Source organism: Pseudooceanicola sediminis, assembly GCF_003575965.1.
GTDB classification, from domain to species: domain Bacteria; phylum Pseudomonadota; class Alphaproteobacteria; order Rhodobacterales; family Rhodobacteraceae; genus Pseudooceanicola; species Pseudooceanicola sediminis.
Window position 1 is genome coordinate 42526 of sequence record NZ_QWJJ01000005.1, and the last position, 26873, is coordinate 69398.

Here is a 26873-nt window from a genome sequence, read left to right on the forward strand (position 1 = left end):
AATCCATCAGCTTACGTTCTCTGGCGCAATGGCGACGGTCTTGACGATCGCGTGGCACTCAGCGCCGACGGCCAGCGCCATCGCCGCGACCGAGCGGCGCGTCAACCGCGCCAGAACCCGCCCTGCCGGTGTGTTCAGCGACACGATGGCCCCCGGCCCGTCCCCGTCGCGGATCGCCTCGACAACGCCGGGCAGGATGTTCAGCGCCGACAGCCCTTCGGGACGCGCACGCGACAGGATCACCTCGGACGCCGCGATGCGCAGGCGCAGCTGCCCGCCCGGCGCATGTGGCACCCGTGGCAGGAACAGCGCCACACCACCCGCGCTCAACTCGCTCAGCCCGTCGTCGTGATGGCGCACCACGACGGCCTGCAACAGCGCGCCCGCGTCGCGCACCCCGGTCGGCATGACGTTGGGATCGCCCAGGATCTGTATCGCCGGTCCCTGCCCGGTGACACGCCCGTCCTCCAGCGCGACAACGGTGGTGGCCAGCCGCGCGACCTCCGCAGGGGCATGGCTGACATACAGGATCGGCACCGCGACCTCATCGCGCAGGCGTTCGAAGTACGGCAGGATCTCGGCCTTGCGGCCCTCGTCCAGCGCCGCCAGCGGCTCATCCGCCAGGATCAGCCGGGGCGAGGCCAGCAACGCCCGCCCGATGGCAACCCGTTGCCGCTCGCCCCCCGACAGCATCGCAGGCCGCCGCCCCAGCAGCGGCCCGATCCCCAGCATCTCGACCACCCGGCCCATATCGGCGCGCGGCGCGTCCCGTGGTGCAAAGAACCGCCCGAACAGCAGGTTCTGGCGCACGTTCAGATGCGGAAACAGCCGCGCATCCTGAAAGATATAGCCCAGCCGCCGCCGATGCACCGGCAGCGACACGCCCGCCGCGCGGTCCAGCAGGACCCAATCGTCAATCGCGATGCGCCCCGCGTCCGGGCGCAACAGCCCCGCCACCGCGTTGATGATCGTCGTCTTTCCCGACCCGGATCGCCCGAACAGCACCGTGATGCCCGCAGGCGCCTCGAACGCCGCATCCAGGTTGAACCCGCCAAATCCATGCTGCACCGTCACCGAAACGCTCATGCGCCCGCCACCCGCCGTGCAACCCGCCGCCCGATCCCCTCTGACAGCAATAACGCGCCCATGGCGACCGCGACCGAGATCACGACCAGGCTCACCGCCGCGCCCTCGCCCCCCGGCACCTGCAAGAACGCATAGATGGCCGAGGGCAGCGTCTGCGTCTGACCGGGGATGTTGGACACAAAGGTGATCGTCGCGCCGAATTCCCCCATCGCCTTGGCAAAGGCCAGGATGGCGCCGGCAATCACGCCCGGCAGGATCATCGGCAGTGTGACGCTGGCAAAAACCCACAGGCGCGGCGCGCCCAGTGTCGCCGCCGCCTGTTCCAGCTTTGGATCCACGGCCTCGATCGACAGGCGGATGGCGCGCACCATCAGCGGAAACGCCATGATCCCCGCCGCCAGCGCCGCGCCGCTCCAGTGAAAGGCAAAGACCACCCCGATCCGCGCCAGCGGCCCGCCAATCGGCCCCTGCGGCCCCATGCTCAGCAGCAGGATATACCCGGTGACCACCGGCGGCAGGATCAGCGGCAGATGCACCAGCCCGTTGACCAGCCCGCGCCCCGGAAACCGCCAGCGCGCCAGCGCATAGGCCGTGAAAATCCCCAGCGGCAGGCTGACCAGCACCGCCCAGAGCGAGACCTTCAGCGACAGCGCCACCGCGCGCCAGGCCTCGGGCGGCAGGATGTCAGGGGTCAGCCAGCCGCCCATCCGCTACTCCTGCGCCAGCACGACAAAGCCCTGCCTCTCGAACGCCGCACGCGCCGCCGCCCCTTGCAGATAGGCCAGAAAGCCCGCGTCCAGCGGGTTGTCGCTGCCCGCCACCCGCGCCGCCGGATAGATGATCGGCGGATGGCTGTCCTCGGGAAAGGTCCCTATGACGTGCACGTCGTCCTCTGCCACTGCGTCCGTCGCATAGACGATGCCCATCGGCGCCGCGCCAGTGGCGACCAGCGCAAGGGCCGCGCGCACATTGTCGGCCTGCGCGACCATCGGCGCGACGCTGTCCCATTCGCCCAAAGACTGCAACGCCGCCTTGCCATAGATCCCCGCAGGCACCGCATCGACCAGCGCCATCGCCAGCCGCCCGCCGTTCAGCAGGGCCGCCAGATCCATCCCCGGCGCGATCTCGACCGGGGCCGCGCCGCTGGCCGCGACCAGCACGATGGCATTGCCCAGCAGATCGACCCGGCTGTCGCCGTCAATCTGCCCCCCCGCCTCCAGCCGATCCATCCAGTCGGTATTGGCCGAGATGAATATATCCGCCCGTGCGCCCTGCTGGATCTGACGCGCCAGCGCAGACGACCCGGCCAGCGACACATCGACCGCGTTGCCGGTCTCTGCCTCGTAGCCTGCCGCGATCTCGTCCATCGCGTTCTTCATGCTGGCGGCGGCAAATACCGTCAGGCGGGCTTGTTCTGCCTGCGCACCCCCGGCCAGCAGGACCAGCGACGTGATGCAGCCAAGCAGCGAAATAGATCGGGTCATGAAAATCCCCTCCGGCAAGCGTTATGGTTCGCCAGATATATCGCCCCGCATGCCCGGCGGACGCAAGCGTTATTTTCCCTGAGACATATCGGCCAACAGCGCCTCCAGCTCGGCCAGATGGTCGCCACCGGCCGCGCGCGCCGCCGCCTCAAGCCCGCGATAATGGCGCAGGACAACGGCCCCCGTCTCGGTCACCGTCGCCCCGCCGCCCCTGGCCCCGCCGCGCGTGCTCTCGACCAGCGGGGCACGGAACATCGCGTTCATCGTCTCGACCAATTGCCAGGCGCGCTTGTAGCTCATGCCCATTTCGCGCCCCGCCGCCGCAATCGACCCGGTGCGCGTGATCCGCTCCAACAGCTCGGCCTTGCCCGGGCCCATCATGCCCGCCGGGCCAAAGATCACCCGCAGGCGCATCTGCGTCAGGTCCGTCAGGTCTGTTGCGCCATCGTCCGTCATCAGGTCAGCCCACGGCCGCCGCGATGGACTGGCCGATGATCTCCAGCCCCTGCTCCAGCTCCTCGTCCGAAATCGTCAGCGGCGGCGCGATGCGGAACACCCCGCCAAGGCTGCGGATCTTGACGATGTTCATCGACAACCCGCGCTTCAGCGCCTCTTCTCCGATCCGCTCGCCCGTGGCGATGTCCGGCCCCTTGCTCTGGCGGTCGCTGACGATCTCCATCCCCACCATCAGGCCCCGGCCCCGCACATCCCCGATGCAGTCATAGCGTTGTTGCAGCGCGCGCAGCCCGTCGCGCAACCGCGCCCCGGCAACCTCGGCGCGGGCCAGCAGCCCCTCCTGCTCCACCACGTCGATCACCGACAGCCCGACGGCGGCAGGCAAGGGGTCCGAGACATGCGTGGTATAGAACATGTAACCACGCTTGTGCGCCTCTTCCTCGATCGCCGTGGTCGTCAGCATCGCCGCCAGCGGCATCCCCGCCCCCAGCGTCTTGGACAGCGTCAGGATATCCGGCGTCACGCCATCGCGCTGATAGGCGAACATGTCGCCCGTGCGCCCGATCCCGGTCTGTGCCTCGTCCAGGATCAGCAGCATCCCCCGCTCCTCGCACTTGGTCTTCAGCGCGCCAAGATAGCCTTTCGGCAGGTCGATGATCCCGCCCGACGACAGGATCGGCTCGGCAATGAACGCGGCCAGGCTGCCCGTCGACTGGCTGTCCACCAGATCAAAGGCATCGTCCAGCTCCCTCTGCCAGTCGAGCGTTCCGTCCGCATGGGTGAACCGGGGGCGATAGGCATTCGGCGCCGGGATCGCCAGCGATCCGACGGCGGCCGGCCCATAGCCCGCGCGCGCCGCACTATAGGTGACCGAGGCCGCGCCCCCCGTCATGCCGTGCCAGCTCTTTGAAAAGCCCACGATCTCGTGCTTGCCGGTCACCAGCTTGGCCATGCGGATCGCGGCCTCGTTCGATTCCGCGCCCGTCGACAACAGGATCACCTTGTCGAGGCCGGGTGCCAGCGCCGCCAGCCTTGTGCACAGGTCCACCACGGGCCGCGACAACATCCCCGAAAACAGGTGATCCAGCCTGCCGACCTGGGCGCGCACCGTCTCGACGATTTTCGGATGCGAATGCCCCAGAACCGCGCTCATCTGACCGGACGTGAAATCCAGGATCGCCGCGCCGTCGGCGTCGTAGACGAACGATCCCTCGGCCCGCTCGATGATCTTGCGGTCAAACGTGCCGCCATAGCGCAGCACATGGGCATCGGCGGCGTCCCAAAAGGCGCGCTCTTCGTTCTTCGTCATTGGCTCAGATCCCCCGGTTGCCTCTCTCGTGCCAGCCTAGACACGGCATGGGGATGCACGCAAACCGAAACCGGGGCGCGCCGCCCGCCCGCGCAGCGGCTGCCCGGCAGGGCAAGCCCGGTTGCCGCGAAAACACGCCTCAGACGGCAACCCCGAACGCCAGCCCCACGGCGGATGTCACCGCCATCGCCGCCGCCCCCCAGACCACCACGCGCACCGCCGCCCGCAGCTTTGGCGCGCCCCCTGCATGGGCCCCCAACGCCCCCAGCCCCGCCAGCGCGATCAACGTCACCACCACGACCACCGGGATGACCTGTGTCGCCGGCGCCAGCACCGACGCCAGCACCGGCACCGCCGCCGCAACCGAAAACGTCGCCCCCGAGGCCAGCGCCGCCTGCAAGGGGCGCGCGCCGTTCTCTTCCGACAGCCCCAGTTCCTCGCGCACATGCGCGCGCAAGGCATCCTTTTCGCTCATCTCTCGTGCTGCCTGCGCCGCCGTCGCAGCACTCATCCCGCGCCCCTCCAGCAAGGACGCCAATTCGGCCTCTTCCTCCTGGGGCATCTCTTGCAGGGCCGCGCGTTCGCGCCCGATGTCCGCCCGCTCGATATCCGATTGCGAACTGACCGAGACATATTCCCCCGCCGCCATCGACATCGCCCCGGCGGCCAGCCCCGCCGCGCCCGCGATCAGGATCGCCCGCGCCGATGGTTCCGCCGAGGCGACACCAACGATCAGCGACGCGACCGAAACGATACCGTCATTGGCCCCCAGCACGGCGGCCCGCAGCCAGCCGGAGCGGTTGATGAAATGCACTTCTTCGTGGGCGGATTTGTATGTCATGGCGTAGGTCCCGGGTGTCGCTGGCGGACCGTCGCGCGCCCGCATTCTGCGGCCAACCCTGTGCCCGGCCGCCCCCCGAGGTCAAGGCCCGCCGCCCCTGGCACCCGTCAGCGGCCAAGCCGCAGGATCATCGCGAACCCGGCTCGCCCGGCTCAACCGGAACCCCGGGGCCGCACCGGGGGCCCCGCGTCATTGTCCTTGGCCTCCGCCTCGCTCGGCCGGGCGCATCTCACCCACGCGCACGCCCGCTCAGGCCTCGATGGCCACCTTGCCGATCGGCTTGGAACAACAGGCCAGGATATAGCCGTCCTCGATATCTTCGTCGCTGATGCCCCCGTTGTGCACCATGTAGACCTCGCCCTCGGCCTTCTTGACCTTGCAGGTGCCGCAGATGCCGAAGGTACAGCCGGACGGAATGCGCAGACCCGCCGCGCGCGCCACCTGCAACACCGTGTCCGTCTCGTTGCAGCCGACCGAAACGCCGGAATTGGCAAAGACGATCTCGGCGGCGATGGCCTCGTCGGGCACATCATCGTCAAACTCGGTGATCTCCTCGACCGTCTCGGCCGGGGCCTCAAAACTTTCCTGATGGTAGCGGTCCATGTCGTAGCCAAGCGAGTTCAGGATCTCTCGCACCGTGGTCATGAATCCTTCCGGCCCGCAGCAATAGACGTCGCGTTCCAGATAGTCGTTGCACATCAGGCCCAGCATCAGCTGGTTGAACTGGCCGCGATAGCCGGTCCAGGCATCATAGGGGTCGGCCTGCTTGACCATGAAATGCAGCTGCAGCCCGGTGACCCGCCCCGCCATGTATTCCAACCGCCGGCGAAAGATCAGATCGGCGGGGCGGCGGGCGCACTGCACGAAACAGATGTCGGGGTCTTCGCCACGCTCGAACAGGGTCGAGGCCATGGACATCATCGGCGTCACGCCGGAGCCCGCGGAAATGAACAGGTACTTGCCATCGGGCTGCGGCGGCAGATGGAACAGGCCCGCCGGGCCAAACGCCCGCAACCGCATTCCGGGGCGCAGGGTCTCGATCATCCAGCGTGTGCCGATGCTGCCTTCCTGCGCCTTCACCGTCACGCTGATATAGGCGCTGCTGACCGGCGAGGACGAGATGGTATAGGTCCGCTGGATGCTGCCACCCTGCCCCGGCACCGGCAGATCCAGCGTGATGAACTGCCCGGCCTTGTAAACGAACCGCGCCCCCGACGGCGGGCGGAAGGTAAAGGTCATCACCCCCGGCGCCTCTGGAATCGTCAGCACGCATTCCAGCTCCTCGGAATCACTCCAGACCGGAGTGTCGGCTTTCGGCATCGGGATCATGGGCTTACTCCGCCGCGTAAAGGCTGCGCGGCAGCAGGGTGCCCTGAAGGGTCCGGCAATACCAGTCAACGAACTGCAGCACGCCGGTTTCCTCGACCGGGGAATAGGGCCCCGGACGATAAGCGGGCGAATTGATCCCGATCTGGTTTTCCTCGACGATCTGGCGGTCTTCGTCATTGGTGGCCAGCCAGACCTCGGTCAGGCGCTTGAGGTCGTAATCCTCGCCCTCGACCGCATCCTTGTGCACCAGCCATGTCGTCGTGACCTCGGTCTGGGTGGCGCTGATCGGCAGCACGCGGAAGGTCAGCACCGAATCCGACAGAAAGTGGTTCCATGTGTTGGGATAGTGGAAATACAGGCAGGTGCCGGCATTGTCGAACGGCATGCTGCCGACCCGTTTGCTGACGGCGGCCTTGCCATCCATCGTATAGCTGACGCCATCCCCGATGAAGGGAATACGCACAAAGCGCCACTGGTCCTTCGGATCGACGATGTATTTCGACGGCAGACCGGCGGCCTCGCAACGGTTGACGTGATCGCGCCCCATGGGCGAGCTGCTGGAATCGTCGCCCCCCACCATATTGGGATCTTCGGGGAAAGTGCGGCACAGCGCGGGGTGGTTGCCGCCGCAGTGATAGCACTCGCGGTTGTTCTCCAGCACCAGCTTCCAGTTGCCCTGCTCAACGATCTGGCTCTGATAGGCGACCTTCAGATTGGCCAGATCGTGCGGCGCAAGATAGCGGTTCGCCTGCGCCTCCAGCGCCGCAGTATCCGGCGCGACATCGCCAAGGCAGATGAACACCATGCCCTGGATCTCCCGGCAATGCACGGTGCCGAGGCCGTGGTCGGCGGGGTTGAAATCCGGGCCCATTTCCCGCGCCCACAGCAGCTTGCCGTCCAACTCATAGGTCCACTGGTGATAGGGGCAGACCAGCTTCGGGGCGCTGCCCTTGGCCGCGGAACAGATCCGGCTGCCGCGGTGACGGCAGGAATTGTGGAAGGCCCGGATCACCTTGTCGGCCCCGCGCACCACGATCACCGAATAGGCACCGACCTGGATGGTGACGTAATTGCCCGCTTTCGGCAGCTCGGCGACGGCGACGGCATAGATCCATTCGCGGTACCAGATGCCGCTCAGGTCGGCCTGGTAGACGTCGGGGTCGGTATAGAAGGGCTGCGGCAGCGAATGCCCCGCCTTGCGGGACATCAACAGAGAGAGAACGTCGGGGTGCGAAAGCATTCGTGAGGAACCCATGGCAAGAGGGTGGGGAGGAGTCGGAGCGACCTTTTCCCCGGACCATAGGCAGGAATGCGACCGGCCCATGGTCAAAATCCGCCTCTTCGCGGCGTGGTTGAGACATCGCGCCGCCCGCAGTTCGTTTTCGGCGCCGCAGTGCCGAAAAACCCGGCGCAGGGCGCCCTGCCCGGCGAATTGCGTGCATGGTTCTGCACGAAATTCGGGCAGAACCACCCTGCCGCCCCCGGCAGCACGGCCCTGAACGCTGGCCTGCACAAAGTGCGCCGGGGGTGTGGCGCGTGCTCCCGGGGGACGTGCTGCCGGGGGGCTTGCTTCCGGGGCGCGTGCTTCCAGGGCGCGCGCGCCCTGCTACCCCTGCGTGGCGACGAACGCCGTCACCAGGCGGCAGAACCGCTCCGAGATCGTGGCGCTCTGGGCAAGGGTGTGTTCATGGCTCAGCGTCTGGGTCACGTCCATGCCCGCGGCCAGGTTGGTGATGGCGGAGACGGCCACCACCTTCATGCCGCAATGCACCGCGGCAATGCATTCGGGCACCGTGGACATGCCCACGGCGTCGGCGCCCAACATGCGGAAGGCACGGATTTCCGCCGGGGTTTCGAAATTCGGGCCGGTGTACCAGAAATAGACCCCTTCATGGAGCACCACGCCCATGCCGCCCGCGACCGCGTGCAGCTGCGCGCGCAGGTCGCGGTCGTAGGCATTGCCCATGTCCACGAAGCGCGGGCCGACGCTGTCGTCGTTCGGACCGATCAGCGGGTTGAAGCCGGACCAGTTCACGTGATCGGAAATCACCATCAGGCTGCCCTCGGGCATCTCGGCGCTCATGCTGCCGGCGGCGTTGGAGATGAACAGCATCTCGACGCCCACGGCCCGCATCGCCCGGATCGGCAGCGCCAGGTCGGAATAGGGGAAACCTTCGTAGCTGTGCAGGCGACCCTGCATGCAGATAACCTCCTGTCCGCCCAGCCGCCCGATGACGAAGCGCCCCGAGTGCCCGGCGACGGTAGAGGCCGGGAACTCCGTGATCTCGCCATAGGGCAGATAGGTCGGATCCTCGATCTGGTCGGCCAGGTCGCCCAGGCCGGAGCCGAGGATGATGCCGATCTTTGGCTGCCGCCCGGCAAGGGTGCGCGCCAGGTGCTCGGCGGCGATCAGGTGTTTGCTCATGTCGGTCCTCATTTGGTGTGCGCGCCATTTCACCGTTTCGGCCGGGAAAAGGCAATCTCTGCCGGAGGGGACGGAGGGGGCGCTGCCCCCCGGTGCCATGCACCTCCCCCCGGGGTATTTCCGGCCAGATGACGGGGAGGCCGGGGGGTGGGGTGTCGCAGGGAGGGAGGAAAACGGCGCGCGCCCTCGAAACACGGGGCGAGGCTGCTATGTGTGGCACAACGGGCTTTGACAAGAGCGGGACGCGGCGCGGTGCAGGCGCACCACGGCCCAAAAGCGGTGGCTATCACAGGCACCCATCACACAGGAGAACGTCGCATGTCCAAATGGTCTCATTCTGTCGGCCTTGCGCTGGCGATTCTTGCCGTGCCGCTGGCGGCAGGTCTGACGCCCGCGCAGGCCCAGCAATCCAGCGATGCGATCGCCCCCGAGGTGGGGACGCCCGAGGCGGCGACGGGGGCAATCACCGCGTTTCCGGGCCTGTCGCCCGAGGCCGTGGAGGCGCTGAGGATCAAGGCGTCGGGGGCGCCGGTCGAAGCGGGGACGTGGATGATTTCCGCAGCCAATCCTCTGGCGGTCGAGGCCGGTGCACGGGTGCTGCGCGCCGGGGGCAGCGCCGCGGATGCGATGATCGCGACGCAGGCGGTGCTGGGGCTGGTGGAGCCGCAATCCTCGGGGTTGGGCGGCGGCGCATTCCTGGTATGGTATGATGCCGCCACGGGCACGCTGACCACGCTGGACGGGCGCGAAACCGCGCCGCTGGATGTCACGCCGCAGCTGTTCCAGACCGAGGCCGGCGCGCCGCTGAGCTTTTTCGATGCCGTTGTCGGGGGGCGTTCGGTGGGCACGCCGGGCACGCCGCGCCTGCTGGAGGCGGCACATGAGATGTGGGGCAAGGCGGCCTGGCCCGACCTGTTCGACGATGCCATCGCGCTGGCCGAGCAGGGCTTTGCCGTCTCGCCCCGGCTGGCCGACCTGATCGCCGCCGATGGCGACCGGCTGCGCCGCTTTCCCGCGACCGAGGCGTATTTCTATCCCGGTGGCACGGCCCTGCATGCCGGGGAAACCCTGCGCAACCCGGCCTATGCCGACACGCTGCGCCAGATCGCGGACGGGGGCGCCAAGGCGTTCTACATTGGCGATATCGCCGATGACATCGCCGCCACCGTGCAGCAGGCGCCCGGCAATCCCGGGGTTCTGTCGGCCCTCGACCTTGCGATCTACGAGGTCAAGGAGCGGCCCGCCGTCTGCGCCCCCTACCGCACCGCGCAGGTCTGCGGCATGGGCCCGCCATCCTCGGGCGCGCTGACCATCGGAGAGACGCTGGGCATGTTGCAGGGCCACGACCTGGCAGACCTCGGCCCCGACAACCCCGAAAGCTGGCGCCTGATCGGCGATGCCTCGCGCCTGGCCTTTGCCGACCGGGGGCGCTACATGGCCGATACCGATTTTGTGCCGATGCCGCTGAAGGGCCTGATCGCGCCGGACTACCTGGCCCGCCGCGCCGAGCTGCTGGACACCGACACCGCCTTGCAGGATGTCGCCCCGGGCCTGCCCGACTGGGATCATGCCGGGCTGCTGGCGGATGACACCGCGATCGAATTGCCCTCGACCTCGCATATCTCGATCGTCGATGCCGACGGCAACGCCCTGTCGATGACCACCACGATCGAGAACAGCTTTGGCTCGCGTCTGTTCGTGCGGGGGTTCCTGCTCAACAACGAGCTGACGGATTTCTCGTTCGAGACGCAGAAGGATGGCGTGCCGATTGCCAACCGGGTCGAGCCGGGCAAGCGGCCGCGTTCGTCGATGTCGCCCACCATCGTGATGCAGGACGGCGCGCCAACGCTGGTGATCGGCAGCCCCGGCGGCAGCACCATCATCGGCTTTGTCACGCAGGCCATCATCGCCCATCTCGACTGGGGCATGGATGTGCAACAGGCCGTGTCGATGCCCCATCTGGTCAACCGTTTCGGCCCCTACGATGTGGAGGTCGATACCACCGCGACGGATCTGCAAGCCGCGCTGGAGGCCATGGGCTATACCGTGCAGCCCAAGGAAATGAACTCCGGCCTGCATGCCATTTCCATCGGTGACACCCTGCTCGGCGGCGCCGACCCCCGGCGCGAAGGCATTGCCCTGGGTGAGTGAGGGGGGTCCTGGGTGAGTGAGGGGGACGCCGGCCCGTTTCGCGCAGGCCCGGGATGGCGGAACCGCGACCGGACACGACCGCTGCGCCAGCGCGCAAGGCGGGTCAGCGGCGCGCAGGTCTGCAAGATCCGCCGCGCGTCCCTCTCGGTCCTCCCGTTCCCTGGCCTCTGCCGCCCCCCGGGGCCCTGGCGACGCTTCGTTAAGACAGCGGCGCTAGCTTCGCCGCACTGCAACCTGTTCCGGAGATCCAGCATGATCCGCTTGCCCAAACTGCTGCCCCTGCTGTCGCTGCCCCTGCTGTCGCTGGGTCTGCTGTCGCTGGGTCTGATATCGCCCGGCCAGACGGCGCAGGCCGACTCGCGGACGCTGGACGAATGGGCGCATGGCGTGTGGTCCGTCGCCCTGCAACAGGACGCCACCCATGGCAACCGCGTCTGTCACCTGTCCAACGGGGGCGACGGGCGCGGCAACCTCGCGATCAGCGTCGGTGACGGCGGCGGCGATGCCACGTTCAGCTATACCCCGGTCTGGTTTCGCGGCATGGCCGCCCCGCTGACGCTGGATGACACCATCGCGCTGATCTTTGACGGTCAGGCCAGCCCCATCGGCCCGGAGATGGAGATCACGGAATATACCAACGAATGGGGCGATGCCGTGGTCGATGCGGCCCTGTCGAACATGTTCGTGGCAGAAACGGTCGATCTGCTGCGCGCCAGCAATTCGCTGATCGTCGGTGTCAAGCGCGATGGCGAAATGACGATCTATGACAGCTACATGCTGAACGGGTTCACCGCGACCTGGCTGAAGGCGGCGGAATGGTGCGGTTTCGACCCCGCGAAGCGGTTCGTCACACTCTGACGTCGTCAAAGCGCGGCGACGGCCCGCGCATCGAGCAGACCCTGCGTGCGAGCCTGTGCGCAGGGGCGCGTTTTCTGCGCCGCAAATCGGCATGGCCGCCCGCCTGTGTCGACGCGGTCCCCGCCCATGTTCCCTTTCCCCAGCCACTTCCCTAGCGACGGCCCCTTCCCGAAGGCCGTCCCTTTCCCAAATCCCGTCCGGCCAGCCAGCCGAACGATGCGGCGCACTTCGCTTTCGGCCCGGCCAGCCCGCACTGACGGCAGCCGCGCTGGCGCGGGGTCGTCCTGCCGCCTGCACGGGCATGTGCCCGCCAGGTGCCCCCCTCCGCCCTGTCGCCCGGTCGCCCGCTCCCCGGCCTCCGCCCGGCAGGTGATCACCCGCGTTTCGGCGCTGGTGCATCCTGTGCGCGGGTCTCGCCGCTGCACCGCTCGGATACCGCTTTGATACCGTTCAGATACCGACGTCGGAATTTAGCCTTTTCAATGACTTGGCCACCCCAATGTCCGCCGCACCGACATTTCATGCCCGCGACCGCCCGGTCGGCGCCCCTCTCCGCGAAAATCCTGTTCCCGCCGCGCGCAATGCAGCCTTGCGCCAGCGTCATCCCTGACCGGCTCAGCCCTGCACAAGACGCATGACGGGGCTACCGAAGCTACATTTGTGCTGCGCCGCAGAAAGCCTTAGGTATCAGGGCAACAACAGATATCAAATCCGACACCAAGGACGAGTAGCATGGCCTTTATCACCGCACCGCACGCCCCCTTCGCTGGCCTCCGCAATGCGGGCCGCACCGTGGCAGACGTTTTCACCTCGATCCACCGCGCCATCGCGGCCTCGCGTGAGGCATCTGCGCTGATGTACATCTCCGACAAGCAGCTGCGCGACCGCGGCCTGGCCCGTCAGGACATCGGAAAACACCTTGTTAACAAGTACTTCGCTGATTGATTTCGATCATCGCGAATAAAGAGTTGAAAAGACCGGCCCCCTCATCGCGGGCCGGTCTTTTTCTGTGCGCCTGACCGCGCTGCCGTCTCAGACAACCGCCGTGTCCGCGACGACATCCCCCAAAAGGCTCAGGAACCGCGCCTGCGGAACCGACGGCAACCACCCCTCGATATAGGTCAGGCCGATTTCGCGCTGGCTGTCGGGCAGGTCGAAACTGATCGGTTGCAGGCTGCCATCCCGCGGAAACTGGCTGCGCGCCAGGATCGCCAGCCGGTCGGAGGATCGCAGCAGGCCGCCCACCACCCCCTGCACCTCGGTCTCGATGGGGCGCGGCACACCACGCGGCGCGGCCGCTCCACTCTGGAACAACTGGTCGTAGCACCCCCGCGCCGGGGCACCGGAACCCGGCACAACCCACGGAAATTCCTTGAGGTTTTCCAGGGTCACCGCCGTCTTTCCGGCCAACGGATGCCCCATCCGCGCCGCCACCACCAGCCGATCCGAAAACAGCGGCACATGCGCCAGACCGCAGTTCAGCGCACCCGGCATCGCCTCGTGCCGCAGCGCCCCGATCAGCACATCCAGATCTCCGTTCAGCAGCCCCTGCACAAGGTCGGCATATCTGCCCCCGACCACCTGAGGAGTGATGCCGGGAAATTCCGGTGCGAAACGGTTCAGCGTCTCGGGCAGGATCACCGCCTGCGCCAGGGGCAGACACCCGACCGCCAACCGCCCGGCGTAATCGCCCTGAAGCCCGCGCACATCTGCCGCCGCCTGGTGTATCTCGTTGAGAGTCAGTCGAAAAACCCGCGCCAGCTCCTCGGCCTGGGGGGTGGGGCGAAAGCCGATCGGCCCCACTTCGAACAGCGGCGTGCCCGCCTGATCGGCAAGGTCACGGCAGGCCCGGCTCAGCGATGATGGCGCCCGTCCCATCCTGGCGGCGGCCGGGCGGAACCCGCCGTGATCCACCGCCGCGATCAGGCTCAGCATCTGGTTCATGGTGACCAGCTGATGCAGGTTGCTGCGCTTTGTGACAGGTGACGCCTGCCGCAGGATATCGAACCCCCGACGCAGCCGCGCGACAAAGATTTCGCCTGCCTCGCTCAACCGCATTCCGCGCGCATCACGCCGGAACAAAGCCCCCTTCATCTGCCGTTCGACCTTGGCCAACCCCTGCGCCAGCGCCGGTTGCGAAAGGTTCAGACGGACGGCCGCTTCGGACATGCTGCCAGTGTCGGCTATCGCCACGATCCCGGCCATGTGCCTGAGATTAGGATAATATTCGGCAATCACCACCGCTCGCCCCTCCCCTGGCCAAGCTGTCAGATCCTGTTGCCGCCGCCCCGTCGTCTCTGCCAGGGCGCCTCCCGCGCCCGGCTCAGACGACCGCTTGCAGCGGCGCTCCTCCATTGCGCTTCGCCCATTCGGCACAGGTCTTGATGCCACCGAGGGGGAAGAAATGGATCTGCGCAATCTTGCCGATCTGGCGAGCATCGGCAAGGGCGCTCAGCACATCGGTGGGTTCATACGGCACCAGCAGCTTGCTCAGGTCCAGCGCCCGCTTTTCCAGCACCTTCAGCGACGGGCCGACACCACAGGCAATGGCAAAGCGGATCAGGGTTTGCAGCTTTGCCGGCCCCGAGACACCAACATGCACCGGCAACGTCACGCCCGCCTCGCGCAGGCGGCTGATCCAGTTCAGCACGGGGGCCGCGTCAAAGACGAACTGCGTCACAATCGCCATTTCGGCGTCCGTCCTTTCGGAATAATCCTGTTTCCACCGCAACGCATCATCGACCAGCTTTGTCGAGCCGTCGGCATCGATATCGCGGTTGCCCTCGGGGTGGCCCGCGACGTGCAGGCGGGTAAAGCCGTGGGTATCGAACACCCCGGTTTCAAGCATTTGCATGGACGAGTCGAACTCTCCGACAGGCGTTTTCGGCGATCCGCCCAGCAGCAATGCCGAGGTCACCCCCGCCTCTTCGGAATAGCGTTTGACCCAATCCTGCAACATCGCCCGGTCACGGATGATGCGCGCAGGGAAATGCGGCATCACCTCAAACCCGGCCTGGCCCAGCCGCTGCGCTGTGGCAACCATGTCCTCGATCGGGGTGCCTTCGATGTGGGCGATGTAGACCCGCGTATCCTGTGGCAGAAGCCCTTGGAAATCTTCGATCTTGGCCGCCGTCCGTGGCATCACCTCGATTGAAAAACCGCGCACCAGATCGCGGACCCCAGACGGGGTGGGCTGCGCCGAATCGCGTCGCTTGCCAAATAGACTGACCATGATAGAACTCCTCCCTCTCCGCTCAATGTATACACTGCGGCGGCCAATATCAACTTAATTGGCCGCCACTCGCCTCAATTGGCGACAAATGTATTCACGCAGCGGTGAGGGAGGAGGTCGTCATTCGATCATCGTGTTCGGCAGGATCAGCGCGATCTGCGGAAAGGCGACAAGGATGGCCAGCGTCACCAGCATGGCGATCCAGAACGGCATCACCCCCGCAAAGATCCGGCCCAGCGGCACGTCCTGCGCCACTGACTTGACGACGAATACGTTCACCCCGACCGGCGGAGAGATCAGCCCCATTTCCAGTGTCAGCACACAGAGAACGCCGAACCAGATGGGGTCCATCCCCAGTTGCGTGATCACCGGAAAGAAGATCGGCATCGTCAGCACCAGCATGGCGAACCCTTCCAGGAAACACCCCAGAACAAGGTAGGTCAGCAGGATCAACCCCAGCACCACCAGCGGCGCAACATCCAGCCCCGCCAGGAAATCCCCGATCAGCGACGGGATGTGCGTCAGCGCCAGGAACGGGTTGATCAGATGCGCCGAAATCAGGATCAGCATCACCGTGGCCGACGTCACGATCGAGCTTTTTGCCGCCTCCCAGAACCGGGCAAAGTCCAACCGTCCCTCGATCATCCCGATGAGGATCACCAGGCCCGCCCCGACGGCAGATGCCTCGACCGGCGAAAACAGCCCGCCATAGATCCCGCCGATGGTCAGGATGACCACCAGCAGCACCGGCAACGCCCCGGCCAGCTTGCGACCTTTTTCGCGCATCGAGGACTTGGGGCCGCGTGGCCCGAAGCCGGGCATCAGCCAGCACAACAGCACGACGGTCAGCATGAACATCGACAGCAACAGCAACCCCGGCAGGATGCCCGCAAGGAACAGCCGCCCGATGCTCTGCTGCGTCAGGATCGCGTAGATCACGAACCCGGTCGAGGGCGGGATCAGGATGCCCAGGGTGCCGCCAGCCGCCACGACGCCCGTCGACAGGCGGTTGTCGTATTCAAAGCGGTTCATCTGATCCATCGAGACCTTGCCCATGGTCAGCGCCGAGGCGACGGACGATCCCGACAAGGCGGCGAACCCTGCGCACCCCAGCACGGTGGCCAGCGCCAGACCGCCCCGGATCTGCCCGATGATGGCATAGGCCGCGTCATACAGGCGCGCGCTCATCCCCGTGACCGAGGCGACGTTGCCCATCAGGATGAACAGCGGCACCACCACCAGTTCCGCCGACGAGGCAATGGTGAAACTCTCCGACGCCAAAAGGCTCATGGCCGAATTCAGGTCGCGCAGCACCCAGATGCCGGTAAAGCCGACGGCGAACATCGCAAAGGCCACCGGAATGCGGATGATCAGCATCACGAACAGGATGATCACGCCGGTCAGGCCGATTAATCCGCCACTCATTCCCGAATCTCCCGCTGCGCCCGGGCATGCGGGCCGGCCAGCATCAGCTCGACCGCGCGCAACACCATGCCAAGCGCGGTAATGACCGCCAGCAGCGACAGCGCCCATTGAAAGTACCATTTCGGCAACCGAACGATATTGGTTGCCAGGTTCAGCATCTGCGACAGCTTGGAACTGTCGTAAACCGTGTAGGCGATCGCCAGAAAGATCACGGCGCCCAGAAGGGCGGCAAAGATATCAAAGGCATGGTTCATGCCCCTGCTGAACTTGCTCTCGAATATATCGACGGCCACGTGGCCTCCCAGCCGGTCACACAGGGCCATCCCCCCGAAGACGATGATCACCATGCCCATCTGCGTGAAATCCTGCGCACCGCGCAGCGGGGCACCGAAGAACCGACCAATGACATCGACCAGAACGGTCGATGTCACAAAGATCAGGCCCAGCGTGCCGAGAAAGGAGGACAGGTTGATCAACCCGTCCGCCAGACGCTTAAGCGAGGAATACATTCAGTGTCCTCATTCGCCGCCGCGCATCGCCGCCAGCACTTCGTCGCCACCGTCGATATTTTTCAGCGACGCTTCGGTCACCGGCAGGGTCAGATCGCCGAACGCAGCCGCCTGGGCGTCGTCCAGGTCGATCACGGTCACGTTGGAATCGGCCCGCAACCCTTCGATCACCTGATCCGCCCGGGCGTTCCACGCATCTTCGGCGCTTTTTGACAGGACTTCACCGGCCACCTTGTCGATCGCCGCCTTCTCCGCGTCACTCAGACCGTCATAGCGCGCCTGGTTCATGACCACGTAGAACGTCAAGGTGCCCAGCGGGGCGCCCAGCGTGTACGAATTGGCAACCTCGTCCAGCTTGAAATCGCCGATCGCGCTGGACCCGGTGATCACACCGTCGATCAACCCGGTTTGCAGCGCGTTGTAGATATCGCCCGCAGGCATTTGCACCGGTGTCCCGCCAAGCGCCTCGACCACGGCGGCCGATGTCGATCCCGCGACGCGGATCTTGAGGCCAGCCACATCGGCGGGCGTACGCACATCATGATCCTTCATGATGAAAACGTTCGGCTCGGACGTCCACAATGCCAGCGGCTTGGTCCCCGGAAACTCGCTCTTGAGCATCGGATACGCGCGCCAAATGGCGGCATAGCCCGGCTCGCCCGCCGGAATCGCCCCTGGCATTTCCGCGATCATGGTCTTTTCAAACTGCGAAGAGGTGTAGCCCGGCAGCCCCCAGACGATATCGGCAACGCCCTGCACCACGCGAACGTATTGCTCCAGCGGGCCCTTGCCCAGTTCGCCGCCGGGATAGACGCGCACGGTCAGCTCGCCGTTGGTGTCGGCCGCGAGCGAGTCGGCCAGCGGCTCGACCACCGATGCGGTCAGCGTATGCGCCGGCGGCACAAAGTGCGCAAAAGACAGTTCTTCGGCCGCAGCCGCGGTCAGGCCGCCCAGCACGACGGCGGTGGACACAGCAAAGCTGCTGAGTGTTTTGTAGATCATGGTTTCCTCCCTGAAACATACGAGGCAACCACCCGAGGGGGCGCACCGCATACCGGACAAGCCTAGCGCCGGGAGAGCCGCGCACTCAAATTCGATTGCCGTACAGATTATAAGATTTAAGCAACGGATTACGCAAGTCGCCGCTCTTAACTCATGAAAATCCATACTATAAACGTTTCGAGAATTCACTTTCCGCAACGCGAAACAGGAGCGGCTGATCGCCGCTCCCATTCATCGCTTTGCAGGGGCGCAATTCGCGCCGCCTGTGATCAGCTCTTGGTGCGCCAGCTGTCGGCGTAGTTTTCGCGCGCTTCCTTGGCGTAGGGCGTGGGCGCGATCCGTACCCGAATGTCCGCCTGGCGGTGCTTCTCGGTCGAGGTTTTCTGCGTGTCGTCCGGCTCGCCCCACTTCAGCGTCAGAACGTCACCGATCTTCACGTCCGCATTCACCACACCCAACGACAGCATGCTGCGCTCGTTGTAGGAATACCCGTTGAACATCGACATACCCACCATCTTGTCGCCCTGAAGGATCATGTCGGCGCTGGAGGACGCATAGTTCGGCTGCGGGAAATCGATCCACTTGTAGGGCAGACCTTCTTCAAATCCGGATGCGATCACCTTCATCACGTCTTCGCGGTTCCACTCGAACGTCACCTTCTTGCGGTTGGTCGGGGCGCCCTTCAGCTTGGTCAGGGCATCCTTGCCGATGAAGTCGTCCTTTTTCCAGCCGATGTAGAAACCATAGCCCAGCTCGAACGGATTGACATAATACTTGGAAATGTCATCGGTCACAAAGCTGCCACCGATCGACCCGACGGCCTCGTAGGCATCTGCACCCAGCCAGTCGCGATATTCCTCCATCATGCCATCACCGGTGTAGATGCCCGGCAGAGGCGAGGGAATCCAGCCCGATTCCAGCGTGTTGGTCGAATAGGCGCGCGCGCCGACACGGCGAAGATCGACGCCCGTGTCCTTGGCCGCTTCAAGAATGACGGACAGGATATAGGCCTTGTCGGAATAGGGGCCCCAGATTTCCAGACCCGGTGCGCCGGCCATGCCGTGGCGCAATGCCTGCACCTTTTTCGACCCGACATTGATCCAGTCGACGTGAAAGAACGGCACATCCGGCACCGGGCCGCCATTGATCTTTTCAAAGATCTTGTTGGCGTCAGGCCCCTGGATCTGAAAGCGATAGTGCTGGCGCAGGATACGCTCGCCGTCGGGGCGGCTGTCGGAACGCGGATCATGCGTCAGGCGCACTTTCCATTTGCCGATGGCGGCCTGGAACTTGGTCCAGTTGGCGGTCGGTTGACGACCCACCAGCACGAACTTGTCCTCACGCTCGCGGAAAATGATCATGTCGCCAATGACATCGCCAGCAGGCGTCACGGGAACAAAGTGCTTGGCGCGGTTCAGGTCGAAATTGCCGAAGGCGTTGATGCCGACATAGGCCAGGAACGCCTCTGCGTCCGGGCCTTCAACGATCAGTTCGTCCATGTGGTGCGTCTGATCGAACAGCACGGCGGTGTGACGCCATGCCTCTTGCTCGCTGCGCCAGTTGGAAAACTCAGGCGCGACGACTGGGTATACATAGATACCGCTCTTGGAATTGCGCAGCAGTTCCACAGGGTTGGCATATCCCTTTAGAAGCTCCGAAAAACTCTCTCCAGCCATGACTGGCTCCTCCCATTTTCAAATCCAATGTATACATGAAGTCGTGAATCGGCGGACAAAAAGCAAGCGAAAAAAATCATTCCGCGAAAATTGGCCGCTTTCAGGTGGTCCGCACAGGCCACGCCACATCCCGCGCGCGGCCATGCCACGCTGCGTCACGGTATTCGGATTGATGGCGATATCTGCGCCACGTCGCGCCTGCGGGCCGATGGCCCGCCCCGCTGCCAGTCGTCGCGGCGTCAGTCGTGGCGGCGTCAGTCGTCGTTGCGGTTGCCCTGCCCCACCAGCGCCAGCGCCGGAACCGTCTGGGCGACACTGCTGTCGGCGGAAAAAATGTATTCGACGTTGCGCCGCGCCGCGCAGGCATGTTCCCGCGCCAGCGCCTCGGCGCGCGCACCCTCTCGACGCACAATCGCATGGATGATCTGATGGTGCTGATCCTGCGCCAGCCCCAGCGACCTGCGAAACGCCGACAACTGGCGCCGGTCCGGCAGAAAGGCCGAAGGGGAGGCAAAGGGCAGCCGGGTCGCGCGCGCGATCTCCCGCTCCAGTGTCGCACTGCCCGGCAGGGCCGCCAGCACCAGGTGATATTGGCCATTCAGTTCGGAATAGGCATCGAAATCCACGTCATCCGGGCCATTGCCGAAACAGGTATCCAACTGGCGCACGATTTCCGAGATTTCCTTCAGCCGCGCATCGCTGACGCCCCGTTCCGCCGCCAGGCGCGCCGCTGTCCCCTCCAGCACGCCGCGCAGCTCGATCGCGTCCAGCACATCGGCGAAATCGAAACTGCGCACCAGGAAACCGCCATTGCGCGCACGCTCCAACAGACCTTCTTCGGTCAGCCGCGACATCGCCTCGCGGACAGGTGTCCGCGAGACCTGCAAATCCTCGGCCAGTGCCACCTCGAACAGGCGCGTACCGCCGGGAAAGGCTCCGCTCAGAATCCTCTGGCGCAACTCCTCCAACGCGCGCTTGGTATGGGTATTCGCGCCAGTGTTCTCGACCATTTACCGCTCCGTTTCGCCCCGCTGGCGTCTGCGCCCGGGGTATCCATGCCGTGTCCGCCCGTGTATACACGCAACTGTGCGGCAACTCCAATACACTGGCGACTGTGCCCCGAGCATAGCATTTTCCCGGGTTATGTATTCATTTATCCGAGAATTTTCTTGAAATTCGCGGATTTCGAGCCTAACTCAGTATCAAATGTATTCATATCTCGGCTGGGGAGGGCCTTTATGACCACATTGTTGCTGATACCCGGCCTGGTGTCCGACGCCCGCGTGTGGAAATGCCTGCGTGATCAGGCGACCGACGGGACGACATTTCACGACGCGGATGTGACGCGTGATGCGACGATTCCCGCCATGGCCGCGCGCCTGCTGCACGAGGTGTCGGGCCCCTTCATCGCGGTCGGCCATTCCCTGGGCGGTCGCGTGGCGATGGAAATCGCCCACCAGGCCCCGGAACGCGTGCAGGCCCTCGTCCTGGCCAATACCGGCCACAACGCCCGCACACCCGGCGAAGACGCCAAGCGTCAGGCCAAGATCGACCTGGGCCACCGCGACATGCAGGCGCTGGCCGCAGACTGGCTCCCCGGTATGCTCGACCCCGCCCGTACTGGCGACATCGCCCTGGTGTCCGACCTGACCGAGATGGTCCTCGCCGCCGGCGCTGACGTGCACGAACGCCAGATCCGCGCCCTTCTTGCGCGCCCCGATGCCGCGACCTACCTGCCCGACATCACCTGTCCCGTGCTGCTGCTGACCGGCGCACAGGATCTGTGGTCACCCGTGGCCCAGCATCAGGTGATTGCAGACCTGCTACCGCAGTCAGAGTTGCGCGTGATCGACAACGCCGGGCACTTCATGCCCGTCGAACGCCCCGATGAAACCGCCGCCCTCGTGCTTGACTGGCTCAGCCGTCAGGGCCTGGCAACCGCCACCCCGCAGGAGGCCTGACATGTCCGACATCCCCGAAACCCCGCTCTACGACCGCGCCGGTTCGATCCGCGGCTACCGCATGAACAAGATGGCCATGTCGCTGGGCATCCCCGCCAACCGAGAGGCCTTCAAGGCCGACGAATCGGCCTTTCTCGACAGCCACGGCCTCAGCGAGGCTGAAAAAGCCGCCGTCATGGCGCGCGACTGGCACGAGATGGTCGCGCTCGGCGGCAACCTGTTCTTCATTCTCAAGATCTCGGCCATCGACCCGACACCGATGACGCGCATTGGCGCGGCGCAGGCCGGCATGGACCATGATCTGTTCCTGCAACAACGTCTGGGAAAAATCTGATGGCAAAAATCATTGGCGGAGTCGGCACCAGCCACGTGCCCTCGATCGGCGCGGCGCTCGACAAGGGCCTTGCGGATACCCCCGACTGGAAACCCTTCTTCGACGGGTACATCCCTGGAAAGCAGTGGATGGCCGACATGAAACCCGACGTGGCCGTCGTCATCTTCAACGACCACGGCAATTCCTTCTTTCTCGACCGGGTGCCGACCTTTGCCGTGGGCGTAGCAGAGACCTATCGCCCGGTGGACGAGGGCTGGGGGCCGCGCAATGTGCCTGATTTCAAGGGCGCGCAGGACATGTCGTGGCATTTCGTCGACCAGCTGGTCGAACGCCATTTCGACCCGCTGGTCTGCCGCGAGATCGACGTCGACCATGGCCTTCAGGTCCCGATGGAGCTGTTCTTCGGCCATCCCGACGCCTGGCCGGTCAAGGTACTGCCGATCTGGGTCAATACGATCCAGTTCCCGATCCCGACGCCGCAGCGCTGCTGGGACATGGGCAAGGTCCTGCGTGACGCCATCGAGAGCTTTCCCGGCGACGACCGCGTCGTCATCATGGGCACCGGCGGCTTGTCGCACCAACTTCAGGGCAGCCGCGCCGGCTTCATCAACCGCGCCGCGGACGAGGCATGGCTGAACGGCATCGCCGACAACTACGAACATTACCGCGACATGACCCGGGAAGACTATGTCGAAGAGTTCGGCTCCGAAGGGGCAGAGCTGATCATGTGGCTGGTGATGCGCGCTGCGATGAACGACAAGGTCACGCTGAAACATCGCCACTACCACGCCCCCGCCTCGATGACCGGCGCTGGCATGGTCGTGCTGGAAAACGCCTGATGGCCTTCTTCCTCATGCGCTGCCTGCACCACCCGGATCAGGACGCCGCCCGGGATACGCTGCGTCCGGATCACCGCGTATGGGTGACGTCCGGGGGCGATGGTCTGGTCTCGGTCCTGATCGGATCGGCCCTGACCGATGCGACGGGCGGTTCCATCGGCAACTTCGGGATTCTTGAGGCCGCAACGCCCGACGACGCCCGCCGCTTTGCCGAAGGCGACCCCTTCGCGCGGGCAGGCATAGTGGCTGACATCGACATCACGCCCCTGCCCGACAGCTTTCAGGCACAGCGCATCACCGACCCGATGAGCCCGCGCCTGTAACCTTCCGCCTTGCTGAAACAGGGCGCGTCGCTACCGGCTCCGCGCCCTGTCCTTAAGGCAAGCGCCCCGCCCTGAACGCAAGGGGCCTGTCCGTCAGGCAAGGGTCCGTCAGGCAAGGGCCGCGTGCACGGCCGCCTCATGCACCGCGAAACGCGCTTTCATCTGCGCCATCGCATGATCGCGCGCGGGCGCATCGTAACTGGCCACGCGCGGCGCCAGCCAGCAGGTCAGCGCCAGCCAGCCAGCCCGCAACCAGTCATCCGCCGCCATCAACCGCTTGTCCGCATCCGGGCAGGACAGCAGCACATCGGCCAGTGCCGCGAACCGCGCGATCACGACCGCACCGTCGCCCTCCCCCCCGGCCCCTGCCCGGCGGATAAAGGCGTCGAACCCCGCGCGATTGCGGATCAATTGCCGCTCAAGGAAATCAATCCCCTGCATCCCTGTCGTGCCTTCGTAGATCGCCAGAACGCGGCTATCGCGCAGCATCTGTTCCAGCGGCCATTCGGCGGTATAGCCCGCCCCGCCCAGCACCTGGATACCCGCATTCACCACATCAAAGCCGGTCTCGGCCCCGAACGCCTTGATCAGCGGCAAAAGATAGGCGACCAGTGCCGCCGCGTCGTCCTCCGCCGGTTGCCGCGCCAGGTCCATGGCGCAGGCAATCTCCAGCACCGCGACCCGCAGCACCTCGGTCGCGCCGCGCATCGCACCCAACTGGCGGCGCACATCCGGGTGCCGCGCGATGGCCACCGGCGGTTCAGTCGGCGCGCCGCCCTGCAACCGTTCCTCGGCATAGCTCTCGGCGATATCACAGGCCCGGCTGGCCGCGCCCAACCCCTGACAGCCGGTCTGCAGGCGCATCAGTTCGATCATCGTGAACAATTGCACCAGCCCGCGCTCCGGTTCTCCCAGCAGCACCGCCTCGGCCCCGGCGAATTCCATGACGCAGGTGGGCGAACCGTGCAGGCCCATCTTTTCCTCTAACCGCAACGCAGTAACGCCGTTCTCCGAGCCATCCTCGCGCCGCGACGGCACCAGGAACAGGCTCAGACCGCGCGTGCCCGCCCCCTCTCCGGTGCGCGCCAGCAGGCAATGCCCGATCACCGGCGTCAGGTCGTGATCGCCAAAGGAAATCCAGATCTTCTGCCCGGTGACGCGCCAGACTCCATCCTCGCCCTGCACGGCCCGTGTGCTGATGCGCCCCACGTCCGACCCTGCGCCGGGTTCGGAAATGCAGATGGTCGTGCTGCGTCTGCCCGCGATCAGATCCGGCACCCACAGGGCGGCAACATCCGCCGGCGCGCGCTCGGCCAGCAGCACCGCGCCCGCCCGACTGGCCCCCGTGACCATGTTGAAGGCCGGGCACCCGCCGTCGAAAATCTGCCCCGCCGCCGCCTGCACCGTGATCGGCAAACCGCTGCCGCCGAAATCCTGCGGCAGGTCCAGCCCCATCCAGCCGCCCTCGGCCACGGCCCGGAACGCCGCGTGGTAGGCCTGCGGCACCTGCACCCGGCCCGCCCCGATCCGGCATCCCTGCTGGTCCGCCACCCGGTCCAGCGGCGCCAGAACCTCATCGGTCAGCGCGCCCGCCGCCTCCAGGATCGCCGCGACCACGTGATCGTCGATATCGTCGCGCGCCGCACAAACCGCCGCCCAGCCCGGCGTGGCCGCCAGCGCCGCCAGGGTGCGGCGCTGCTGGTCGGCCGAGCGGCGTGTTGCGAAATCCTTCATGCCCGCTCTCCCGCAGGCTCGGTTGTCCGCGCCGCAGCTGCCGGAAACAGCACCTTCGGCCCCCCGTCATACAATTGCCGCACCAGATCCGAACGGTTGGCCAAGACTGCGCGCTGGTTGACGGACCCCTTGTCGGTCACCTCGCCCCGGCTCATTTCCAGCGGCACGTCCAGCAGCAACGCCCGCGCAATCCGCCCCGACGATCCGGTGGCGCTGCGTGCAAGATCGCCCAGCAATGCCTCGATCCGCGCCCGCACCTGCGGATGGGCGAACAACGTGGCATCGTCCATCTGCGCGCCCCCTTCGACCAGCCGCTCCAGCGCCGGGCGGAAGGGCACCAGCAGCGCGCCCAGTTCATGCTGGTTCTCGCCGGCGATGACCGCATCGCGCACCAGCCCCTGCATCGCATCGACCAGCTTGGCCCGCATCGCGCCCACGGCGACCCATGTGCCCGTCTGCAACTTGAAGTTCTCGGCCGTGCGCCCGTCGAACAGAAATCCCGCAGCCGCATCGCCCGGCACGGCATAGCGCAGGGCATCCCCCATGTTGTAGAAGCCCTCCTCGTCAAAGGCTCGCGCCGTCAGATCGGGGCTGCGCCAATATCCCGGCGTCACGTTCGGCCCCTTGAAACGCGCCTCCAGCTTGCCCTCGACCGGCACCAGCTTCAGAACCACGCCGCGCGCCGGTACGCCGACATTTCCCGGCTCGTCCTGGGGGGCCGTACCGAACATGGCAAAGGGCGCCGTCTCGGTCGCGCCCAGCCCCGACCCCATCAGCGTACGCGCCCCCACCGTTGCCTCCGACAGCTCGTTCAGCTGCCGCCAGGTATGGCTGCCCATGCCGGCCCCGGCATACATGATCAGTTGCAGGCGCGCGAAAAAGCTCTCCCGCAGGGCGGCGCTTTCCTGCATCGCCTCGCAGAGCATCTCGAAACCGGACGGGACGTTGAAATACCAGGTGGGTGACACCTCGGCCAGGTTGCGGATCGTCTCGGCCATGCCCTGCGGCGTCGGTTTGCCCGCATCGATGTAGAAAGTGCCACCGTTGTAGATGGCGATGTTGAACACCTTGCTGCCGCTTGCCACGTGGTTCCATGGCGCCCAGTCCACCAGGACCGGGGGCGCATCGCCCAGAAAGCGATAGCAATCCAGCACCATCTCCATGTTGGAACACATCATGCCCTGCGTCTGGATCACCGCCTTGGGCGATCCCGTCGTGCCAGAGGTGAACAGGAACTTGGCAATCGTGTCCGGGCCAACGGCCAGCCGGGCCTGTTCGACCGCGGGGTTCGCCTGCGTCGCGATCACCTCAGACCAGCGCGTACAGGCAAATCCCGGCACATCCCCCTCTACCACGATCACCCGAACGTCAGGGTCAAAGACATCCGCGATGGCCGGGGCAAAGCGCGCGCCATCGTCGGCAAAGACCGCCCCGGGCGTCACCTGCCCCACGATATCGCGCAGCTTGCCATGCCCCTCGCCCAGCAGCGAATAGGCCGGGGCCACCGCCGCGGACGGTACACCGATGTACTGCGCCGCAAGGGCCACGACAGCATGGGCCACGCTGTTGCCCGACAGGATCATCAGCGGTCGCTCGACCGACAGATCCAGCGCCATCAGCCAGCTGCCGACCCGCTGCATCAGATCGTGCAATTCGCCATAACTGACCCTCGCCCAGGCACCGCTGGCGTCACGTTCCGCCATCCAGGTGCGATCCGGCGCGACCTCGGCCCAATGCACGATCCGGTCCGACAGACGGGCCGGGTACGCGCCCAGCTCCTCCTCCTGCCAGATCAGCCGTGTACCATCCTCGCGCAGCTCCTCGCGGATACGCGGTGCCCAGACGCGCGCGGCGCGCATCTTGCCTGTAGTGGTCATTGTCCCCCCTCCCGAAATCCAA

At 65.8% G+C, this 26873-nt stretch carries 25 protein-coding genes; 7 read left to right on the top strand and 18 right to left on the bottom strand.

Translation table 11 applies throughout. The annotated features are described in order from the left end of the window. Positions 1–6: 6 nt before the first annotated feature. From modC to DL237_RS06695, 9 genes are all read right to left on the bottom strand, one after another. A complete protein-coding gene (gene modC / locus DL237_RS06655) occupies positions 7–1086 on the bottom strand; it encodes a molybdenum ABC transporter ATP-binding protein (RefSeq protein WP_119398279.1) in 1080 nt (359 codons plus the stop codon). Next, positions 1083–1793, bottom strand: coding sequence for a molybdate ABC transporter permease subunit (gene modB, locus DL237_RS06660; protein ID WP_119398280.1), 711 nt, complete (start codon positions 1791–1793; stop codon positions 1083–1085). The genes modC and modB overlap by 4 nt, the downstream gene beginning before the upstream one ends. Positions 1794–1796: 3 nt before the next feature. Further along, positions 1797–2570, bottom strand: a complete 774-nt coding sequence (gene modA / locus DL237_RS06665) for a molybdate ABC transporter substrate-binding protein (protein WP_119398281.1) — start codon at positions 2568–2570, stop codon at positions 1797–1799. A gap of 69 nt (positions 2571–2639) precedes the next feature. Beyond that, positions 2640–3026 (bottom strand): winged helix-turn-helix domain-containing protein, encoded by a 387-nt coding sequence (locus DL237_RS06670; protein WP_119398282.1) that lies wholly within the window; start codon positions 3024–3026, stop codon positions 2640–2642. A gap of 4 nt (positions 3027–3030) precedes the next feature. Beyond that, entirely contained in the window at positions 3031–4335 is a 1305-nt protein-coding gene (locus tag DL237_RS06675; protein WP_119398283.1) for an aspartate aminotransferase family protein, read from the bottom strand. Positions 4336–4474: 139 nt separating this feature from the next. Next, positions 4475–5176 carry a VIT1/CCC1 transporter family protein gene (locus DL237_RS06680; RefSeq protein WP_119398486.1) on the bottom strand — a complete coding sequence of 234 codons (702 nt, stop codon included), beginning with the start codon at positions 5174–5176 and terminating at the stop codon, positions 4475–4477. Positions 5177–5425: 249 nt separating this feature from the next. Then, positions 5426–6496: a 2Fe-2S iron-sulfur cluster-binding protein gene (locus tag DL237_RS06685; RefSeq protein ID WP_233544899.1), complete on the bottom strand. Its 1071-nt coding sequence runs from the start codon at positions 6494–6496 to the stop codon at positions 5426–5428. A gap of 13 nt (positions 6497–6509) precedes the next feature. Then, the gene (locus DL237_RS06690; RefSeq protein ID WP_119398285.1) at positions 6510–7745 is read right to left on the bottom strand and encodes an aromatic ring-hydroxylating oxygenase subunit alpha; all 1236 of its coding nucleotides are present in this window, start codon (positions 7743–7745) and stop codon (positions 6510–6512) included. A gap of 366 nt (positions 7746–8111) precedes the next feature. Next, positions 8112–8930 carry a purine-nucleoside phosphorylase gene (locus DL237_RS06695; protein ID WP_119398286.1) on the bottom strand — a complete coding sequence of 273 codons (819 nt, stop codon included), beginning with the start codon at positions 8928–8930 and terminating at the stop codon, positions 8112–8114. A 318-nt stretch (positions 8931–9248) separates the two neighbouring features. Here DL237_RS06695 and ggt point away from each other — a divergent pair, with 318 nt between their 5' ends. The 3 genes from ggt (at position 9249) to DL237_RS06710 (ending at position 12884) form a co-directional block, all read left to right on the top strand. Next, positions 9249–11081, top strand: a complete 1833-nt coding sequence (gene ggt, locus DL237_RS06700) for a gamma-glutamyltransferase (RefSeq protein WP_119398287.1) — start codon at positions 9249–9251, stop codon at positions 11079–11081. A 252-nt stretch (positions 11082–11333) separates the two neighbouring features. Further along, positions 11334–11939, top strand: a complete 606-nt coding sequence (locus tag DL237_RS06705) for a hypothetical protein (RefSeq protein ID WP_119398288.1) — start codon at positions 11334–11336, stop codon at positions 11937–11939. Positions 11940–12671: 732 nt separating this feature from the next. Next, positions 12672–12884, top strand: a complete 213-nt coding sequence (locus DL237_RS06710; RefSeq protein ID WP_119398289.1) for a hypothetical protein — start codon at positions 12672–12674, stop codon at positions 12882–12884. An 87-nt stretch (positions 12885–12971) separates the two neighbouring features. Here the strand turns inward: DL237_RS06710 and DL237_RS06715 are convergent, their stop codons facing one another. From DL237_RS06715 to DL237_RS06745, 7 genes are all read right to left on the bottom strand, one after another. After that, positions 12972–14378 carry a LysR family transcriptional regulator gene (locus DL237_RS06715; RefSeq protein ID WP_119398290.1) on the bottom strand — a complete coding sequence of 469 codons (1407 nt, stop codon included), beginning with the start codon at positions 14376–14378 and terminating at the stop codon, positions 12972–12974. After that, positions 14263–15171, bottom strand: coding sequence for a methylenetetrahydrofolate reductase (locus tag DL237_RS06720; protein WP_119398291.1), 909 nt, complete (start codon positions 15169–15171; stop codon positions 14263–14265). Before DL237_RS06720 ends, DL237_RS06715 begins: the two co-directional genes overlap by 116 nt. A gap of 120 nt (positions 15172–15291) precedes the next feature. Then, a complete protein-coding gene (locus tag DL237_RS06725; RefSeq protein WP_119398292.1) occupies positions 15292–16596 on the bottom strand; it encodes a TRAP transporter large permease in 1305 nt (434 codons plus the stop codon). After that, complete coding sequence (locus tag DL237_RS06730) at positions 16593–17105, bottom strand: TRAP transporter small permease (RefSeq protein ID WP_119398293.1); 513 nt, start codon at positions 17103–17105, stop codon at positions 16593–16595. Before DL237_RS06730 ends, DL237_RS06725 begins: the two co-directional genes overlap by 4 nt. 9 nt (positions 17106–17114) lie before the next feature. Then, positions 17115–18107 (bottom strand): TRAP transporter substrate-binding protein, encoded by a 993-nt coding sequence (locus tag DL237_RS06735; protein WP_119398294.1) that lies wholly within the window; start codon positions 18105–18107, stop codon positions 17115–17117. A 269-nt stretch (positions 18108–18376) separates the two neighbouring features. Beyond that, on the bottom strand, positions 18377–19783 hold the full coding sequence (ligM, locus tag DL237_RS06740) for a vanillate/3-O-methylgallate O-demethylase (protein ID WP_119398295.1): 1407 nt from the start codon (positions 19781–19783) through the stop codon (positions 18377–18379). A 254-nt stretch (positions 19784–20037) separates the two neighbouring features. Next, entirely contained in the window at positions 20038–20793 is a 756-nt protein-coding gene (locus tag DL237_RS06745; RefSeq protein ID WP_119398296.1) for a GntR family transcriptional regulator, read from the bottom strand. Positions 20794–21021: 228 nt separating this feature from the next. On the opposite strand from DL237_RS06745, the gene DL237_RS06750 reads away from it, so the two are divergent. The 4 genes from DL237_RS06750 to DL237_RS06765 are packed head-to-tail and all read left to right on the top strand — an operon-like array spanning position 21022 to position 23240. Further along, complete coding sequence (locus tag DL237_RS06750; RefSeq protein ID WP_119398297.1) at positions 21022–21744, top strand: alpha/beta fold hydrolase; 723 nt, start codon at positions 21022–21024, stop codon at positions 21742–21744. Between the two features lies 1 nt (position 21745). After that, a complete protein-coding gene (locus tag DL237_RS06755) occupies positions 21746–22078 on the top strand; it encodes an extradiol ring-cleavage dioxygenase (protein ID WP_119398298.1) in 333 nt (110 codons plus the stop codon). Continuing rightward, positions 22078–22917 carry a class III extradiol dioxygenase family protein gene (locus DL237_RS06760; RefSeq protein WP_119398299.1) on the top strand — a complete coding sequence of 280 codons (840 nt, stop codon included), beginning with the start codon at positions 22078–22080 and terminating at the stop codon, positions 22915–22917. Before DL237_RS06755 ends, DL237_RS06760 begins: the two co-directional genes overlap by 1 nt. After that, complete coding sequence (locus DL237_RS06765; RefSeq protein WP_119398300.1) at positions 22917–23240, top strand: YciI family protein; 324 nt, start codon at positions 22917–22919, stop codon at positions 23238–23240. The genes DL237_RS06760 and DL237_RS06765 overlap by 1 nt, the downstream gene beginning before the upstream one ends. Before the next feature lie 108 nt (positions 23241–23348). On the opposite strand, the gene DL237_RS06770 is transcribed toward DL237_RS06765, so the two are convergent. Both DL237_RS06770 and DL237_RS06775 read right to left on the bottom strand, forming a co-directional pair. Then, positions 23349–24974 (bottom strand): acyl-CoA dehydrogenase family protein, encoded by a 1626-nt coding sequence (locus DL237_RS06770; protein ID WP_119398301.1) that lies wholly within the window; start codon positions 24972–24974, stop codon positions 23349–23351. Next, positions 24971–26851 carry a feruloyl-CoA synthase gene (locus DL237_RS06775; RefSeq protein WP_119398302.1) on the bottom strand — a complete coding sequence of 627 codons (1881 nt, stop codon included), beginning with the start codon at positions 26849–26851 and terminating at the stop codon, positions 24971–24973. The genes DL237_RS06770 and DL237_RS06775 overlap by 4 nt, the downstream gene beginning before the upstream one ends. Positions 26852–26873: the final 22 nt, after the last annotated feature.

Excerpts from the sequence above, each read along its gene's own strand:
- modC (WP_119398279.1), bottom strand. The coding sequence starts at position 1,086 with ATGAGCGTTTCGGTGACGGTGCAGCATGGATTTGGCGGGTTCAACCTG.
- modB (WP_119398280.1), bottom strand. The coding sequence starts at position 1,793 with ATGGGCGGCTGGCTGACCCCTGACATCCTGCCGCCCGAGGCCTGGCGC.
- modA (WP_119398281.1), bottom strand. The coding sequence starts at position 2,570 with ATGACCCGATCTATTTCGCTGCTTGGCTGCATCACGTCGCTGGTCCTG.
- DL237_RS06670 (WP_119398282.1), bottom strand. The coding sequence starts at position 3,026 with ATGACGGACGATGGCGCAACAGACCTGACGGACCTGACGCAGATGCGC.
- DL237_RS06675 (WP_119398283.1), bottom strand. The coding sequence starts at position 4,335 with ATGACGAAGAACGAAGAGCGCGCCTTTTGGGACGCCGCCGATGCCCAT.
- DL237_RS06680 (WP_119398486.1), bottom strand. The coding sequence starts at position 5,176 with ATGACATACAAATCCGCCCACGAAGAAGTGCATTTCATCAACCGCTCC.
- DL237_RS06685 (WP_233544899.1), bottom strand. The coding sequence starts at position 6,496 with ATGCCGAAAGCCGACACTCCGGTCTGGAGTGATTCCGAGGAGCTGGAA.
- DL237_RS06690 (WP_119398285.1), bottom strand. The coding sequence starts at position 7,745 with ATGCTTTCGCACCCCGACGTTCTCTCTCTGTTGATGTCCCGCAAGGCG.
- DL237_RS06695 (WP_119398286.1), bottom strand. The coding sequence starts at position 8,930 with ATGAGCAAACACCTGATCGCCGCCGAGCACCTGGCGCGCACCCTTGCC.
- ggt (WP_119398287.1), top strand. The coding sequence starts at position 9,249 with ATGTCCAAATGGTCTCATTCTGTCGGCCTTGCGCTGGCGATTCTTGCC.
- DL237_RS06705 (WP_119398288.1), top strand. The coding sequence starts at position 11,334 with ATGATCCGCTTGCCCAAACTGCTGCCCCTGCTGTCGCTGCCCCTGCTG.
- DL237_RS06710 (WP_119398289.1), top strand. The coding sequence starts at position 12,672 with ATGGCCTTTATCACCGCACCGCACGCCCCCTTCGCTGGCCTCCGCAAT.
- DL237_RS06715 (WP_119398290.1), bottom strand. The coding sequence starts at position 14,378 with ATGCTCGCCAGATCGGCAAGATTGCGCAGATCCATTTCTTCCCCCTCG.
- DL237_RS06720 (WP_119398291.1), bottom strand. The coding sequence starts at position 15,171 with ATGGTCAGTCTATTTGGCAAGCGACGCGATTCGGCGCAGCCCACCCCG.
- DL237_RS06725 (WP_119398292.1), bottom strand. The coding sequence starts at position 16,596 with ATGAGTGGCGGATTAATCGGCCTGACCGGCGTGATCATCCTGTTCGTG.
- DL237_RS06730 (WP_119398293.1), bottom strand. The coding sequence starts at position 17,105 with ATGTATTCCTCGCTTAAGCGTCTGGCGGACGGGTTGATCAACCTGTCC.
- DL237_RS06735 (WP_119398294.1), bottom strand. The coding sequence starts at position 18,107 with ATGATCTACAAAACACTCAGCAGCTTTGCTGTGTCCACCGCCGTCGTG.
- ligM (WP_119398295.1), bottom strand. The coding sequence starts at position 19,783 with ATGGCTGGAGAGAGTTTTTCGGAGCTTCTAAAGGGATATGCCAACCCT.
- DL237_RS06745 (WP_119398296.1), bottom strand. The coding sequence starts at position 20,793 with ATGGTCGAGAACACTGGCGCGAATACCCATACCAAGCGCGCGTTGGAG.
- DL237_RS06750 (WP_119398297.1), top strand. The coding sequence starts at position 21,022 with ATGACCACATTGTTGCTGATACCCGGCCTGGTGTCCGACGCCCGCGTG.
- DL237_RS06755 (WP_119398298.1), top strand. The coding sequence starts at position 21,746 with ATGTCCGACATCCCCGAAACCCCGCTCTACGACCGCGCCGGTTCGATC.
- DL237_RS06760 (WP_119398299.1), top strand. The coding sequence starts at position 22,078 with ATGGCAAAAATCATTGGCGGAGTCGGCACCAGCCACGTGCCCTCGATC.
- DL237_RS06765 (WP_119398300.1), top strand. The coding sequence starts at position 22,917 with ATGGCCTTCTTCCTCATGCGCTGCCTGCACCACCCGGATCAGGACGCC.
- DL237_RS06770 (WP_119398301.1), bottom strand. The coding sequence starts at position 24,974 with ATGAAGGATTTCGCAACACGCCGCTCGGCCGACCAGCAGCGCCGCACC.
- DL237_RS06775 (WP_119398302.1), bottom strand. The coding sequence starts at position 26,851 with ATGACCACTACAGGCAAGATGCGCGCCGCGCGCGTCTGGGCACCGCGT.